Here is a 16,708-nt window from a genome sequence, read left to right on the forward strand (position 1 = left end):
CTGCCGCGGAATTTTGTCGCGAAGCCGGTTCCAGCCCAAGAAAATTCGCAGCGGGTTCTTGCGCGTTATCTTCGCAAAACGGAAACGGCTTTGCCAAGAGCATCAGCGATGCTATTTGCAGCTTCAAGAGATGCTGCGGCTTCAGGCTGCGGCGACAAACCTCATGGCGTCCGCCGGCCCGTCCCGGATACTGCGCAGGCAGGCGGCCCATGCACTAACAAAGCCCAGGGATTTCAGCGTGAAGGAAAAGGACCGGCGGTCGAAGAATGCCTCCGTGACGACGGCCAAGGGCCGTGGTGCCGAAGCGCGTGGCGGCGGCCGCTACGATCAGAAACGTTCGGCACCGCCGAAGGGCGGCGGCTTCAAGGAACGGCCGGCGCGACCGGCGGCAGCACAGACGGCGGAGACGCGCGAGAAGCCAGCAAAGCATGCGCCTGCACAGGAAACGCCGGCGCGGGTGATCGCGCGGCGAACGGGCGAAAAGCCGGCCGAGCGCATACCGCTCATTCTCGAAACGTCGGACGCATCCGGCTATCACCTGATCGACAGCGGCGCCGGCGAAAAACTTGAGCAATACGGTCCCTACCGCATCGTGCGCCCAGAGGCGCAGGCGCTCTGGCCGCGCAGCCTGCCCGATAGCGTCTGGGAAAAAGCCGACGCGATCTTCACCGGCGACACCGACGAAGACGGCATGGGGCGCTGGCGCTTTCCTGGCGCCGTGCTCGGCGAGACCTGGCCGATGCAGCTGCTCGGCACCGATTTCCACGGACGCTTCACCTCGTTCCGCCATGTCGGCGTCTTCCCGGAACAGCTCGCGCACTGGAGCTGGGTGAAGGATCAGGTGGAAAGGGCAGGGCGGCCGCTGAAGGTGCTGAACCTCTTCGGCTACACCGGCGTCGCCTCGCTGATCGCCGCCAGGGCCGGCGCCGAGGTCACCCATGTCGACGCCTCCAAGAAGGCAATCGGCTGGGCGCGCGAAAACCAGCAGCTGGCGCGGGCCGAAAACCTGCCGATCCGCTGGATCTGTGACGATGCGATGAAGTTCATCCAGCGCGAAGAGCGCCGCGGCAGCCGCTACGACATCATCCTGACCGACCCGCCGAAGTTCGGCCGCGGGCCGAACGGCGAGGTCTGGCAGCTTTTCGACCATCTGGCGGCGATGCTCGACATCTGCCGCGAGATCCTGTCGCCGGAGGCGCGCGGCCTGGTGCTGACGGCCTATTCGATCCGGGCGAGCTTCTACTCGATCCATGAACTGATGCGCGAGACGATGCGCGGCCACGGCGGCCGGGTGGAGTCGGGCGAGCTCATCATCCGCGAGGGCGGGCTTGACGGCCGCGAGCCGGGCAGGGCGCTTTCGACCTCACTCTTCAGCCGCTGGGTACCGCAATGACGAACGACAGAAGCGAACACGGCACCGGTCGTGTCGGTCAGGTGAAGGAGGTCACGAGCCTCACCAACCCGATCATCAAGGACATCCGCGCGCTGACGCAGAAGAAGCACCGCGACGAGACGCGCTCCTTCATGGCCGAGGGCCTGAAGCTGGTGATCGACGCGCTCGACCTTGGCTGGAAGATCAAGACGCTGATCTATGCCAAGGCGGCCAAGGGCAAGCCGCACGTGGAGCAGGTGGCGGCAAAGACCTTCGCCAAGGGCGGCCTGGTGCTGGAAGTCAGCGAGAAAGTGCTGTCGACGATCACGCGGCGCGACAATCCTCAGATGGTCGTCGGCATCTTCGAGCAGCGTTACCAGTCGCTGAAGGACCTGAAGCCGCAGCTGGGCGAAACCTATGTGGCGCTCGACCGCGTCCGCGATCCCGGCAACCTCGGCACCGTCATCCGCACCGCCGATGCCGCCGGCGCTTCCGGCGTCATTCTCGTCGGCGAGACCACCGATCCGTTTTCGCTCGAAACCGTGCGTGCGACCATGGGCTCGGTCTTTGCCATGCCTGTGGCGCGCGCCAGCGTCGAGGACTTCATCCGCTGGCAGAAATCCGCCGGCGTGAAGGTCGTCGCGACCCATCTCGCCGGCGCTGTCGACTATCGCACCATTGACTACAAGACCAAGCCGGTCGTGCTTCTGATGGGCAACGAGCAGTCGGGTCTGCCGGAGGAACTCGCTCGAGAAGCCGGTGCGCTTGCCCGCATCCCGCAGGCCGGCCGCGCCGACTCGCTCAATCTGGCGATTGCCACCGGCATCATGCTGTTCGAGGCGCGCCGCCACCTTCTGACCCTGGATGCCCGCGCATGAGCGAGAAGCAGGTGCTGTTTTCGCGGCCGCTGCCGATCGCGGTCTTCATCGTCTTCGCGCTCATCGCCGACCAAGTGATCAAGTATCTGGTCGAGCTTTACCTGCCCTTCAATCAGGCGGTCCATGTCGTACCGATGCTGGCGCTCTACCGCACCTACAACTACGGCGTCGCCTTCTCGATGCTGTCAGGCATGGAGGGCTGGTTCATCGTCGGCATGCGGCTCACCGTCTGCGCCTTTGTGCTCTGGCTGTGGAAGCGCACGCCGAAGGATCGGTTCTTCGCCCATTTCGGCTATGCGCTGATCATCGCCGGCGCGCTCGGAAACCTCGTCGACCGGCTGCTCTTCGGCTACGTCATCGACTACATCCTGTTCTATACGGAGACGTGGTCTTTCGCCGTCTTCAATCTGGCCGATACCTTCATCACCATCGGCGCCGGCGCGATCATTCTTGACGAACTACTGCACGCGAAAAAAGCGGATCGCTAAGATTTTATCGAAGCCTTGAAGCCATTCGGAACGCCTGTCGTGTTAGCCGGAACGCATGAGCGAACCGTCACGACTGCCAGAGCGGATCGAAACCGGCTTCGGGAGAGACGCCCGGGCGGGTAAGGCTGCGTCGGTTTCGGCGCTCCCGCTCGATGGGCCGGCGTCCCGTCAGGTGTCGGCGCAGCCGGCTTCCGGCGCGCGCTCTGCGCTTAGTTACGTATCCCTGGCGCTGCTCGGCCTGGTCGCTTCCGGCCTTGTCCTCGTCGTCGGCATGACTGCCGGCTTCCACCTGTTCGCCGCGGCGATTGCCGCGGCCGGCGTGGTCGGTGCGCTTTTGCTCGCCGTCGAAGCCATCCGCGCGTTTGATAGCGTGCCGGTTTCCGATGAGGTGGAGCGGGACCAGGATTGGCACCGCTCCGAAACCTCGGCGCTGCTTTCGACCATTCACGATGCGCTGGGTGACCTTGCGATCATGCGCGGCATGGACGGAAAGATCGTCCACGCCAACGCTGTCTTCCATCAGGTCTGCGGCCGGTCGGATGTCCGGGGCATGGCCTGCGGCGCCCTTGGGCTGAGCTTCGAGCCGAAGGCTGCGCCCAATCATTACCTCGTGCGCATCGCCGCGGCCGAAGGCGTCCGCCTTTTCGATTGGCATGACGTGATCGCCCGCGATCCGGCGAGCGGCAAGCTCATGCGTCACAGCATTGCGCGCGATGTCACCGAGGAAGCGCGGGCCGCGCGCGAGCGTGAGGCGGCGCGCCGGCGGGCCGAGGAGGCGAGCCAGGCAAAGTCGCGGCTGCTCGCCACCGTCAGCCACGAGATCCGTACGCCGCTTTCGGGCATTCTCGGCATGAGCCATCTGCTCGGCCAGACCCGCCTGTCGAGCGAGCAGCAGAACTATCTCGCCGGCATGCAGCAATCCGGCCACGCTCTGGTCCAGCTCGTCGAAGACCTGATCGACTTCTCGTCGCTTTCAGCCGGCCGCTTCCAGTTTCGCCCCAGCCGCCAGGATCCGCGCGGCGTGATCGAGAGCGTCGTGGAAATGCTCTCCAATCGCGCCCACGAGAAGGGCATCGAGATCGGCGCCACCGTTTCCGTCGACGTGCCCGCGCTGATGGCCTTCGATGCGGCGCGTCTGCGCCAGGTGCTTTTCAACGTCATCGGCAACGCGGTCAAATTCACGGAAGTCGGCGGGGTCTTCGTCAGCGCCGACACGATCGAGGATTGCGTGCGGATCCGTATCGACGATACGGGGCCGGGCATGTCGCCCGACGACCTGAAGCGCATCTTCGAGGAGTTCGAGCAGGCCGGCAACGACGAGCAACGCGCCAAGGGCACAGGGCTCGGCCTCGCGATATCGAGGCGCATCATGCAGGCCTGCGGCGGCAGTCTCACGGCCGCAAGCGCGCCCGGCCGCGGCAGCCGCTTTGAAATCTGCTTGCCGCTTGCCGAAGTCGAGGCGATTGCGTCGGAGCGCCGCTCCACCCTCGCCGGGTCGCATGTGCTGGTCATGGCTCCCGATGGCCCGGCCTCGGCGGCGCTGGCGGCAACCATCGCCACGCTTGCCGGGCGCTGTCACCGCGCAACGACGCTTGCCGCAGCCCAGCATGTTCTTGCCGATGTGCAGGCAGGTGGCGCACCGCTCACCGACGTGATCGTCGACCACCGGCATGCGCAGCAGTACGAGCAGCTCCTCGCACTCCAGCCGGCCATCGGCCGGCTGGAGGTTCGCCGTACCTATCTGATCAATCCGGAGGAGCGCAACAGTCACCCCGTCAACCAGATGGATGGCTACGAGGCCTGGCTGATCCGGCCCTTGCGCGAAAAGTCGCTGATCGAAGTGCTGCTCGGGCGCCTGAAGGGCATCGAAAAACGCGACGCGATCAACGACAACAGGCCGGTCCTGCGCGAGGAGCCCGCCGTTGAACCCGTCCGCCAGCCGGGACACGGCATCCTGCTGGCCGAGGACGATCCGATCAATGCGTTGATCATCCGCACGCTGTTGCAGCGTTCGGGACACGCGGTGCAGCTCGTCAGCGACTTCGCGGGGGTCGCCGAGACGCTGCGAGCCCCTGCCGGAAACGCCTTGCCGGAGCTTCTCGTCACCGACCTCAATATGCCGGGTGGCGACGGGCTTTCCATGATGCGGCACATCCGTAATGACGAGGCAATACGCTCCTTGCCAAGGTTGCCGGTCATCGTGCTGACTTCCGATATCCGCGAGGATATGCGCGACCGCCTGCTTGCCGCCGGCGCCGATGTGGTGTTGGCGAAGCCGGCCGACCCGCAGGTGCTGACCTCGGAGATCGCGCGTCTGCTGCGCAAACGGTAACTCTTGCGATGGTTACGGTATTGATCGGGCGGCGGGGGTTGTACGCAACTTTCATGTCACTATGTTGTTGCAGAAACGTGGTCTAAGCCCCCGCAGACAGATTTGATTCGGGATAACGCGGATGGCCATCGAGCTACTGGATTCAGCGAACGTGGTTGACACTTCTCAGGCTTGCATCGGCACGAAAGCTGCCGTCCCGACGACCGACGTGCTTGGCCGGATCGCCAATCTTGAGACGCGCCTTGCCCGCACGGCATCGGAAATCGATGCTGCCCAGGCCGTGCGCTACAAGGTTTTCGTCGAGGAGATGAAGGCGCAGGTCGGCCCCGAGGCCGATCGGCGCAAGCGCGACGTCGACAGCTGGGACGCGATCTGCGACCACCTGCTGGTTCTCGACACCTCGATCGAAGGCGACGCCGAAGATCAGATCGTCGGGACATACCGGTTGCTGCGCCAGGATGTGGCTGAGCGCTCCGGCGGCTTTTACTCGTCTTCCGAATTCGCGATCGACGCGCTTCTCGCCCGTCATCCGACCAAGCGCTTCATGGAGCTCGGCCGCTCCTGCGTCCTGCCGGACTACCGGACCAAGCGCACGGTCGAACTCCTGTGGCAGGGCAACTGGGCCTACGCGCTCAAATACGGCATGGACGCGATGTTCGGCTGCGGTTCGTTCCCGGGTGTCGTTCCGGCCGAGCATGCGCTGGCGCTGTCCTTCCTGCACCACAACATCCGCGCCCGCGACGACTGGGCCGTCAGCGCACGGCCCGAGCTGCACCGGACGATGGATTTGATGCCGGCCGAGGCGATCAATGCCAAGAAGGCGCTCGCCGCTCTGCCGCCGTTGATCAAGGGCTATATGCGCCTCGGCGCGATGGTCGGCGATGGCGCCGTGGTCGATCATGCGTTCCGCACCACCGACGTTCTGATCGTTTTGCCGATCAGCAATATTTCGGGCCGCTACCTCAACTACTACGGCGCAGATGCCGGACGTTTCGGTGGCGCCGCCTCCTGACCGGGTCCCGGTGAGGTTAACCAATTATTAATGATGGATTTGACTTCCAAGGTCGAAAGAGAGACATGTATTGTCATGTTCTTCTCTAATTTCATGACGAACGAATAGAGAAAATAAATGGAGAAACTGCCGATCTTCCGGGGGTCGACAGGTATAGGGTTCCCAAGACTCCGTCTTTCATTACCTTAAACATAAATGCATTGCCTGTTATTAAGCCCGCCTCCTTTTCGGAAAGCGGGCTTTTCTTCTTTATAGTTGTATCGAATTGCTACCAATCGGGGTCGCGCGTTGACCCGAATGAAGGCGGCTGCACCAGAATGAAGCAGCCGCCGGACCGGCAATGCCGGTCCTACATGCCGGCGTTGTAGGCCGCGATCGCCGCCATGTTGACGATGTCGGAATCCTTGGCCGACATCGAGACGATCTGGATCGACTTGTCAAAGCCGACGAGCAGCGGGCCGATCACCGTCGAGCCGCCGAGTTCCTGCAGCATCTTGGTCGAAATCGATGCCGAGTGGAACGCCGGCATCACGAGCACGTTCGCCGTGCCCGAGAGGCGGCAGAACGGGTATTGCTCCATGACGCGAGCATTGAGCGCCACGTCGGCGGCCATCTCGCCGTCATATTCGAAATCGACGCGGCGCTTGTCGAGGATATTGACCGCTTCGCGCACCCGCTCAGAGCGTTCGCCCTGGGGATGGCCGAAGGTGGAATAGGCAAGCATTGCCACGCGCGGCACGTAGCCAAGCCGCTTGGCGAGGCCGGCTGCTTCCTCGGCAATATCGGCAAGCTCCTCCGAAGAGGGCATGTCGTGAACCGCCGTGTCGGCGACGAGCACCGTGCGGCCGCGGCAAAGCGCGATCGAGACGCCAATGACGCGATGGCCGGGCTTCGGGTCGATGCAGCGACGCACGTCTTCGAGCGCCGTCGAATAGTTGCGGGTCAGGCCCGTCACCATGCCGTCGGCATCACCGAGCGCCACCATGCAGGCGGCGAAGTGGTTGCGGTCGTTGTTGATCAGGCGCTGGGCGTCGCGGAAGAGGAAGCCCTTCCGCTGCAGGCGGGCATAGAGATAGTCCGTATAGGCGCCGACGCGCTTGGAAAGCCGCGCATTGACGATCTGGATGCCGGGGCGGTCGAGGTCGATGCCCTCGCGCTCTGCCGTCTCGCGCATGCGCTCCTCGCGGCCGAGCAGGATGGCGGTGCCAAGCTGCTGGTTGGCATAGGCGATTGCAGAACGCATGACCTGCACCTCTTCGCCCTCTGCAAAGACGATGCGCTTCGGCTGGCGCCGGACGCGCTCGTAGATGCGCTGCAGCGTCGAGGCGATCGGGTCGCGGCGGGCGGAGAGTTGGCGGCCATAGGCTTCGAGGTCGGTGATCGGTTTGCGGGCGACGCCGCTTTCCATCGCCGCCTTCGCGACCGCCATCGGGATCGCCGAAATCAGCCGCGGATCGAAGGGGACCGGGATGATGTATTGCGGACCGAAACGCGGACGGTTGCCCTGGTAGGCTGCGGCGACATCGTCAGGAACGTCTTCCTTGGCAAGGCTCGCCAGCGCTTCAGCCGCTGCGATCTTCATCTCGTCGTTGATGGTCGTCGCGCGCACGTCTAGCGCGCCACGGAAGATATAGGGGAAGCCGAGCACGTTGTTGACCTGGTTCGGATAGTCAGAACGGCCGGTGGCGACGATCGCGTCGTCGCGGATGCGGGCGACTTCTTCCGGCGTGATTTCCGGATCCGGGTTGGCCATGGCGAAGATGATCGGCCGCGGCGCCATCGAGCGCACCATGTCTTCCGAAAGGGCGCCCTTGGCCGAGAGGCCGAAGACCACGTCGGCGCCGTCGAGCGCTTCGGCGAGCGTGCGGCGGTCGGTCTTGACCGCATGCGCCGACTTCCACTGGTTCATGCCCTCGGTGCGGCCCTCGAAGATCACGCCCTTGGTGTCGCAGAGGATGATGTTGTCAGAGGCAAAACCCATCGACTTGATGAGCTCGATGCAGGCGATTGCCGCCGCACCCGCACCGTTGCAGACGAGCTTCGTCGTCTTGAAGTCGCGGCCGGTCAAGGCCAGCGCGTTGATGAGGCCGGCTGCGGCGATGATCGCCGTGCCGTGCTGGTCGTCGTGGAACACCGGGATGTCCATGACCTCGCGCAGCTTCTGCTCGATGATGAAACAGTCCGGCGCCTTGATGTCTTCAAGATTGATGCCGCCGAAAGAGGGCCCGAGGAAACGCACGCAGTTGATGAACTCGTCGACGTTTTCGGTATCGACTTCAAGGTCGATGGAATCGACGTCGGCAAAGCGCTTGAACAGCACGGCCTTGCCTTCCATGACAGGCTTTGACGCAAGTGCGCCGAGGTTGCCGAGGCCGAGAATGGCCGTGCCGTTCGAGATCACGGCCACCATGTTGCCGCGCGTCGTGTAGTCATAGGCGGTGTTGGGGTCCTCGGCGATCGCCTTCACGGGGACTGCGACGCCCGGAGAATAGGCAAGCGACAGGTCGCGCTGGGTGGCCATCGCCTTGGTGGGAGAAATCTCCAGCTTTCCGGGACGACCCTGCGAGTGAAAATCGAGCGCTTCCTGCGCGGTGACGCTCGTCATGGTGCGATCGGTCTTGTCGGTGGCCGGCATGTTTCCTCAATCCTCCTGTGGGCGAGCCTTGCGGCGCGCCTCTTTATGGTTGTCGTCTATAATTCCTTGGCGATAGTGTGCCATCTCTTTTTTCGGGACAATCATGAATTTCGTGACAGACTATTCGACCCGCGCGGGGGAGGTTTTATCCGCAGCCGAATTGGCGAGCGAGGAAAGCCGTTCCACGGCGACGCCGATGATGGAACAGTTCATCGAGATCAAAGCGAACAACCCGGATTCGCTGCTGTTCTACCGCATGGGCGACTTCTATGAGCTGTTCTTCCAGGACGCGGTCGAAGCCTCGCGCGCGCTCGGCATCACGCTCACCAAGCGCGGCCAGCACATGGGTCAGGAAATTCCGATGTGTGGCGTGCCGGTACATGCGGCCGACGATTACCTGCAGAAACTGATCGGTCTCGGCTTTCGCGTCGCCGTCTGCGAGCAGGTGGAAGACCCGGCGGAAGCGAAGAAGCGCGGCAGCAAGTCGGTGGTGCGCCGCGACGTCGTGCGCTTGGTCACTCCGGGCACGATCACCGAAGAGAAACTGCTTTCGCCGTCCGAGACCAACTATCTGATGGCGCTGGCGCGCATCAAGAGCGGGTCCGAGCCTGCCTACGCGCTCGCCTGGATCGACATTTCGACCGGCATCTTCCGCCTCGCCGAGACAGCCGAGAGCCGGCTGCTTGCGGACATCCTGCGTATCGAGCCGCGCGAACTGATCCTTGCAGACACCGTGTTTCACGACCCGGAACTAAGGCCCGTCTTCGACGTGCTCGGCCGCGTTGCCGTGCCGCAGCCGGCGGTCTTGTTCGACAGCGCCACGGCGGAAGGGCGCATCAGCCGCTACTTCGGCGTCAAGACGCTTGATGGCTTCGGCACGTTTTCCCGTGCGGAACTCGCAGCCGCTTCCGCGGCGATCTCCTATGTCGAGAAGACCCAGCTTGCCGAACGCCCGGCACTCGGCACGCCGGAGCGCGAAAGTGCCGCCTCGACCTTGTTCATCGATCCGGCGACCCGCGGCAATCTCGAACTGGTGAAGACGCTGTCCGGCGCGCGCGAGGGCACGCTGCTGAAGGCGCTCGACCGCACGGTGACAAGCGGCGGCGCCCGCCTTCTTGCCGAGCGGCTGATGTCGCCGCTGACCGACCCGGACCGTATCAATGAGCGTCTCGATTCCATCGAGATCCTGGCGGACCAGCCGTCCTTTGCCGGCGACCTGCGCGATGCGCTACGTCGCGCGCCGGATATGCCGCGCGCCCTGTCGCGGCTGGCGCTCGGCCGTGGTGGCCCCCGCGATCTCGGCGCAATTCAGGCCGGCTTGCATGCGTCCGCGTCCATTTCACGGCTGATGGCCGCAGGAACGCTCTCGGACGAACTGAAGGAGGCGCGCGCCGCAATCGATGCGCTTCCCGCAGGCCTGCTCGGCCTGCTCGATGCGACGCTTGGCGACGAGCTGCCGCTTCTGAAGCGCGACGGCGGTTTCGTCTGCGAAGGCGCCAATGCCGAGCTCGATGAGGTCCGGGGCCTGCGCGACCAGTCGCGCCGGGTGATCGCCGGGCTGCAGCTGCAATATTCCGAAGAGACCGGCATCAAGTCGCTGAAGATCAAGCACAACAACGTGCTCGGCTACTTCATCGAGGTGACGGCGGGCAATGCCGGCTCGATGACCGACACCGACGCCGGTCGCGCCCGTTTCATCCATCGCCAAACGATGGCGAACGCGATGCGCTTCACCACGACGGAACTGGCCGAGCTTGAAAGCAAGATCGCCAACGCCGCCGACCGGGCGCTGTCGATCGAGCTCGCAGCCTTCGACCAGATGACGGCGGAGGTCGTTGCCGCGGCCGAGGTGCTGAAGGCGGCAGCGTTCGCGCTTGCGACCCTCGACGTCTCGGTCGGGCTTGCGGTCCTTGCCGAGGAGCAGGCCTATGCCCGCCCCACCGTTGACCGCTCGCGCATGTTTGCCATCGACGGCGGCCGACATCCGGTGGTCGAGCAGGCGCTGAAGCGCCAGGCATCGAATGCCTTCGTCGCCAATGGCTGCGATCTCTCTCCGCCTGAGGGCGAGGAGGGTGGCGCGATCTGGCTGCTCACCGGTCCCAACATGGGCGGTAAATCGACCTTCCTGCGCCAGAACGCGCTGATCGCGATCATGGCGCAGATGGGCACCTTCGTTCCTGCCGCGAGCGCCCATATCGGCATCGTCGACCGGCTCTTCTCCCGCGTCGGCGCCTCCGACGATCTGGCGCGCGGTCGCTCGACCTTCATGGTCGAGATGGTCGAGACCGCGGCGATCCTCAACCAGGCGACCGACCGCTCGCTGGTGATCCTCGACGAGATCGGTCGTGGCACCGCCACCTTCGACGGCCTGTCAATCGCCTGGGCGGCAGTCGAGCACCTGCATGAGGCGAACCGCTGCCGCGGCCTCTTTGCCACCCACTTCCATGAACTGACCGTGCTCTCGGAAAAACTCGGCCGTCTCTCGAACGCGACGATGCGCGTCAAGGAATGGCACGGCGATGTGATCTTCCTGCATGAGGTCGGTCCGGGCGCCGCCGACCGCTCCTATGGCATTCAGGTCGCGCGTCTCGCTGGCCTGCCGGCCTCGGTCGTGGCTCGCGCCAAGGACGTGCTCGCCAAGCTCGAGGACGCCGATCGCAAGAACCCGGCGAGCCAACTGATCGACGATCTGCCGCTGTTCCAGGTGGCGATCCGTCGTGAAGAGGTGAAGCCCGCCGGAAACTCCAAGATCGACGAGGCGCTGAAGGCGCTGAACCCCGACGACATGACGCCGCGCGAGGCGCTCGATGCGCTCTATGCGCTGAAGAAGGAACTGAGCGCCGCCAAGGCGGGATGACAGGACGTGCGTGCGGTTTTCCGCTCGCACTCTATCACCCGTTGGCCGGAGCGGCGCTGCGCCTTTTTCCTGTGCAAGCCGTCTGTAAAAAGGCTATACAGCGCCGCACGCTTTTGCGGGCGCGGCGCTCGAATTGTTGTGTGGTCTTTATTCGGCCTCGGTCGCAAGGATCATGTAGGAGCGCTTGACAGCGAACGACCACGCAACCAGTCGGACAGGACGCCCCTCGGCACTTCATGGGCAGACACGAAACCTTCTTTCCCGAAATCCTGGACGTCGCAGCGCTCCGGGCAAAATGCGACTTCATCGCCTCGGCCCACGCCGAACAGCGCGACCCGATGCGTCAGGCATTGCTGGCGGCTTTCAAGCAGGCAAATGTCGCCGGCCGGGCGAAGGCCCGCGAGCTGTTCAACGCCGATGGTGCCGGCATTCTCTGCGCCGAACGTATTTCCTGGCTGCAGGATCAACTGATCACAGTGCTGCATGATTTCGTGCTGAACGAGATCTTCGACGCTGCCAATGCGCCGCCCGCGTCCCGGATCGCCGTGACGGCGGTCGGCGGCTATGGCCGCGGCACGCTGGCGCCGGGTTCAGACATCGATCTTCTGTTCCTGCTACCGGTCAAGAAGGCCGTCTGGGCGGAGCCGGCGATCGAGTTCATGCTCTATATCCTGTGGGATCTGGGCTTCAAGGTCGGCCACGCCACCCGTACCATCGACGAGTGCATCCGGCTGTCGCGCGCCGACATGACGATCCGCACGGCCATCCTCGAGACGCGCTATATCTGCGGCTCCGAGACCTTGTGCGCCGAGCTTGAAACGCGCTTCGATCATGAGATCGTGCGCAACACCGGCCCGGATTTCATCGCCGCCAAGCTGGCCGAGCGCGACGAGCGCCACCGCAAGGCGGGCGACACGCGCTACCTCGTCGAGCCCAATGTCAAGGAAGGCAAGGGCGGGCTTCGCGACCTGCACACGCTGTTCTGGATCGCCAAATACTTCTACCGGCTGAAGGACACCGCCGACCTCGTCAAGCTCGGCGTGCTTTCGCGGCAGGAGTACCAGCTCTTCCAGAAGGCCGAGGACTTCCTCTGGGCGGTGCGCTGCCACATGCATTTCCTCACCGGAAAATCCGAGGAACGGCTCTCTTTCGATATCCAGCGCGAGATCGCCGAGGCACTCGGCTATCACGACCATCCGGGCCTTTCGGCCGTCGAACGCTTCATGAAGCACTTCTTCCTGGTGGCAAAGGACGTCGGCGATCTCACCCGTATCTTCTGCGCAGCACTCGAAGACCAGCAGGCCAAGGACGCGCCCGGCATTTCCGGGCTCATCGGCCGCTTCACCCATCGTAGCCGCAAGATTGCCGGCACGCTCGATTTCGTCGACGATGGCGGTCGCATTGCGCTTGCAAGCCCCGACGTCTTCAAGCGCGATCCGGTCAATCTGCTGCGCTTCTTCCACATCGCCGATATCAACGGGCTGGAATTCCACCCGGCGGCACTGCGCCAGGTCACGCGGTCGCTGAGCCTGATCAAGCCGGCGCTGCGCGAAAACGAGGAGGCGAACCGCCTCTTCCTGTCGATCCTCACGTCCCGCCGCAAGCCGGAGCTGATCCTCCGGCGCATGAACGAAGCCGGCGTGCTCGGCCGCTTCATTCCGGATTTCGGCAAGATCGTCTCGATGATGCAGTTCAACATGTATCATCACTATACGGTCGACGAGCATCTGCTGCGCACCGTCGACGTGCTGTCGCGCATCGAAGGAGGCATCGAGGAGGAGGCCCATCCGCTCGTCGCCAAGCTGATGCCGGGGATCGAGGAGCGCGAGGCGCTCTATGTCGCCGTGCTGCTGCACGACATCGCCAAGGGCCGGCCGGAGGATCACTCGACCGCGGGCGCCAAGGTGGCACGCAAGCTCTGCCCGCGCTTCGGGCTGTCGCCGAAGCAGACGGAACTCGTCGCCTGGTTGATCGAGGAGCATCTGCTGATGTCGATGGTCGCCCAGACGCGCGACCTCAACGACCGCAAGACGATCGTCGACTTCGCCGAGCGGGTACAGTCACTCGACCGGTTGAAAATGCTGCTCGTCCTGACCGTCTGCGACATCCGCGCCGTCGGCCCGGGTGTGTGGAACGGCTGGAAAGGGCAGCTGCTGCGCACGCTCTACTACGAGACCGAGCTGTTGCTGTCGGGCGGATTCTCCGAGTTGTCGCGCAAGGAGCGTGCGGCCCATGCCGCCGTCATGCTCGGCGAGGCGCTGACCGATTGGTCCGAGAAGGAGCGCGAGGATTATGTGCGCCTGCACTACCAGCCCTATCTCCTGACGGTGGCGCTGGAGGACCAGATCCGGCATGCGCGCTTCATCCGCGAGGCGGATGCTGCCGGCAAGGCGCTGGCGACGATGGTGCGCACCCACCAGTTCCACGCGATCACCGAAATCACCGTGCTTTCGCCCGACCATCCGCGGCTTTTGACGGTGATTGCCGGTGCCTGTGCGGCCGCCGGCGCAAACATCGTCGACGCGCAGATCTTCACGACCTCGGACGGCCGTGCGCTCGATACCATCCTCGTCAACCGCGAGTTCGCCGTCGACGAGGACGAGATGCGCCGGGCAGCGAGCATCGGCAAGCTGATCGAGGACGTGCTTTCGGGCCGCAAGCGGCTGCCGGAAGTCATTGCCAGCCGCACCAAGGTGAAGAAGCGCACCAAGGCTTTCACGGTGACGCCGGAAGTGACGATCAGCAACACGCTGTCGAACAAGTTCACCGTGATCGAAGTCGAAGGCCTCGACCGTCCGGGCCTCTTGTCCGAGATCACCGCGGTGCTGTCCGATCTTTCGCTCGACATCGCCTCGGCCCACATCACCACCTTCGGTGAAAAGGTGATCGACACCTTCTACGTCACCGATCTCGTCGGCCAGAAGGTGACGAGTGAAAACCGTCAGATGAACATTGCCGCCCGCCTCAAGGCCGTCATGGCCGGGGAGGGGGACGAGGCGCGCGACCGCATGCCCTCGGGCATCATCGCGCCGCCCCCGGGCGTTTCCTCCGCTCAAAGAACGACAAAAGCCGAAACATGAGTCTGGTCAAGAAATTTGCAACCGTCGGCGGCGCGACACTCGGAAGCCGCCTGTTCGGCTTCATCCGCGAAACCTTCATGGCGGCAGCGCTTGGCACCGGCCCGGTTGCCGACGCCTTCAACACCGCCTTCCGTCTGCCCAACACCTTCCGCCGGTTGTTTGCCGAGGGCGCCTTCAATTCCGCTTTCGTGCCGCTCTTTGCCCGGGAAATCGAGGCGAACGGCATGGATGGCGCGCGGCGTTTCTCCGAGGAGGTCTTTGGCGTCCTCTTCACCGTGCTCCTGTTCCTGACGATCGCGATGGAACTGACGATGCCCTTCATCGTCAGCAACCTGATCGCGCCCGGCTTTGCCGACGACCCGGAAAAACTCGGAAGCACCATCGTCTTTGCGGCGATCATGTTCCCCTATCTCGCCTGTATGTCGCTGGCGGCGATGATGGCGGGCATGCTGAATTCGCTGCACCGCTATTTCGCGGCGGCCATCGCGCCGGTCTTCCTCAATTTCATCCTCATCGGCGTGCTCGGCTATGCGTGGTATGCGGGTCAGGATCCGATCGCGGTCGGCTACGGCCTTTCCTGGGGCGTCATGGCCGCCGGCCTCGTCCAGCTTGCGATCGTCTGGATCGCCGTGCGCGATGCCGGCATCAAGATCGGCCTTCGTCGCCCGAAGATGACCGCCAACGTGAAGCGCCTGCTCGTACTGGCGCTGCCGGCGGCGATCACCGGCGGCATCACCCAGATCAACCTCCTGATCAACACCAACATTGCGTCTGCCCAGGAAGGTGCGGTGTCGTCGCTCGTCTATGCCGACCGTATCTATCAGCTTCCGCTCGGCGTCGTCGGCATTGCCGTCGCAACCGTGCTTCTGCCGGAACTCGCCCGCGCGCTGCGTTCGGGCAATGTCAACGAGGCCTCGAACCTGCAGAACCGCTCGGTCGAGTTCACGCTGTTCCTGACGCTGCCGGCCGCCGCCGCTTTGCTCGTCATGTCCGAGCCGATCGTCCGGTTGCTGTTCGAGCGCGGCAAGTTTTTGCCGGAATCGACCATCATCGTCGGTCATATCCTGGCAATTTACGGCCTCGGCCTGCCGGCTTTCGTGCTGATCAAGGCCTTCATTCCCGGCTTTTTCGCACGCGAAGACACGCGCACGCCGATGATCTTCGCCGCGATTTCCGTCGTCGTGAACGTGTCCCTGGCGCTCACCCTGTTCCCACGGCTTGGGGCGAGCGGCATCGCCACCGCCGAGATCGTTGCCGGCTGGGTGAATGCCGTGCTGCTTTTCGCAACGCTTGTCTGGCGCGGCCATTGGGGCAGGGACATCCCGCTTCTGACCCGTATCCCGCGTCTCGTCCTCGCGGCGGCGGGCATGGCGGCGGCGCTGTATTACGCTGTCGGCTGGTTCGCTTTCGAACTGTCCTCCGCCGCGTCCCTGCTGACGCGGACAACGACGCTGACGGGCCTGGTCGCAGTCGCCATGGTGATCTACTTCGGGCTCGCCTTCGGCCTCGGCGGCGCGAGCCTCGGCATGATCCGCCGCAACATCAAGCGGGGCGCGAAAGCGCCTGCGGAGCCTGCGGCAACGCCGGAGGCGGGTGACTGATGCGCCAGACGATCGCACGCATTGCCCTGGTCGTGCCGGATTATGACGCCGGCATCGCCTTCTATTGCGGCAAGCTCGGTTTTGATCTCGTGGAGGACACCGTTCTCGACGCCACCAAGCGCTGGGTCGTCGTCCGTCCCAAGGGGGCCGTCGAAACGGCGCTGCTGCTTGCCAAGGCTGACGGCGAGCGCCAGCAGGCGGCGATCGGCAACCAGACCGGCGGGCGGGTCGGCTTCTTACTGTTCACCGACGATTTTTCCCGCGACCATGCGGCGATGCTGGCCGCAGGCGTCGTCTTTCTGGAGGCGCCGCGCCATGAGCCCTATGGCACCGTAGTCGTGTTCAGCGACCCGTTCGGCAACCATTGGGATCTCTTGCAACCGGCGGCGTGAACCTACAGGTCTCGACCTCTTGATTGCCTCCCGCCACCCGTGCATAAGCCATGCCGTTAGC

The 16,708-nt window shown here is 64.2% G+C and carries 10 protein-coding genes; 9 read left to right on the plus strand and 1 reads right to left on the minus strand.

What is annotated here, in order from left to right; all coding sequences use genetic code 11:
• Positions 1-238: 238 nt before the first annotated feature.
• From IB263_RS01710 to IB263_RS01730, 5 genes are all read left to right on the plus strand, one after another.
• Positions 239-1,393 carry a class I SAM-dependent rRNA methyltransferase gene (locus tag IB263_RS01710; RefSeq protein WP_192437433.1) on the plus strand — a complete coding sequence of 385 codons (1,155 nt, stop codon included), beginning with the start codon at positions 239-241 and terminating at the stop codon, positions 1,391-1,393.
• A complete protein-coding gene (locus IB263_RS01715; protein ID WP_043615629.1) occupies positions 1,390-2,250 on the plus strand; it encodes an RNA methyltransferase in 861 nt (286 codons plus the stop codon). Before IB263_RS01710 ends, IB263_RS01715 begins: the two co-directional genes overlap by 4 nt.
• The gene (gene lspA / locus IB263_RS01720; RefSeq protein WP_060519760.1) at positions 2,247-2,738 is read left to right on the plus strand and encodes a signal peptidase II; all 492 of its coding nucleotides are present in this window, start codon (positions 2,247-2,249) and stop codon (positions 2,736-2,738) included. The genes IB263_RS01715 and lspA overlap by 4 nt, the downstream gene beginning before the upstream one ends.
• Before the next feature lie 55 nt (positions 2,739-2,793).
• Entirely contained in the window at positions 2,794-5,070 is a 2,277-nt protein-coding gene (locus tag IB263_RS01725) for an ATP-binding protein (RefSeq protein ID WP_192437435.1), read from the plus strand.
• A 121-nt stretch (positions 5,071-5,191) separates the two neighbouring features.
• Positions 5,192-6,082 (plus strand): GNAT family N-acetyltransferase, encoded by an 891-nt coding sequence (locus IB263_RS01730; protein WP_034797430.1) that lies wholly within the window; start codon positions 5,192-5,194, stop codon positions 6,080-6,082.
• Between the two features lie 349 nt (positions 6,083-6,431).
• Here IB263_RS01730 and IB263_RS01735 read toward each other — a convergent pair whose 3' ends face one another.
• Complete coding sequence (locus IB263_RS01735; protein ID WP_060519765.1) at positions 6,432-8,717, minus strand: NADP-dependent malic enzyme; 2,286 nt, start codon at positions 8,715-8,717, stop codon at positions 6,432-6,434.
• A 103-nt stretch (positions 8,718-8,820) separates the two neighbouring features.
• Between IB263_RS01735 and mutS the strand changes: the two genes are divergently transcribed.
• The 4 genes from mutS to IB263_RS01755 all read left to right on the plus strand — a co-directional run bounded on the left by mutS (position 8,821) and on the right by IB263_RS01755 (position 16,647).
• Positions 8,821-11,574, plus strand: coding sequence for a DNA mismatch repair protein MutS (gene mutS, locus IB263_RS01740; protein WP_089043186.1), 2,754 nt, complete (start codon positions 8,821-8,823; stop codon positions 11,572-11,574).
• 236 nt (positions 11,575-11,810) lie between these two features.
• Entirely contained in the window at positions 11,811-14,654 is a 2,844-nt protein-coding gene (locus IB263_RS01745; protein WP_034797421.1) for a [protein-PII] uridylyltransferase, read from the plus strand.
• Positions 14,651-16,255 carry a murein biosynthesis integral membrane protein MurJ gene (gene murJ, locus IB263_RS01750; protein WP_192437438.1) on the plus strand — a complete coding sequence of 535 codons (1,605 nt, stop codon included), beginning with the start codon at positions 14,651-14,653 and terminating at the stop codon, positions 16,253-16,255. The genes IB263_RS01745 and murJ overlap by 4 nt, the downstream gene beginning before the upstream one ends.
• Positions 16,255-16,647 (plus strand): VOC family protein, encoded by a 393-nt coding sequence (locus IB263_RS01755; RefSeq protein WP_192437440.1) that lies wholly within the window; start codon positions 16,255-16,257, stop codon positions 16,645-16,647. Before murJ ends, IB263_RS01755 begins: the two co-directional genes overlap by 1 nt.
• Positions 16,648-16,708: the final 61 nt, after the last annotated feature.

This window comes from Ensifer sp. ENS03 (genome assembly GCF_014852035.1).
In the GTDB taxonomy this organism is placed as follows: Bacteria; Pseudomonadota; Alphaproteobacteria; order Rhizobiales; family Rhizobiaceae; genus Ensifer; species Ensifer adhaerens.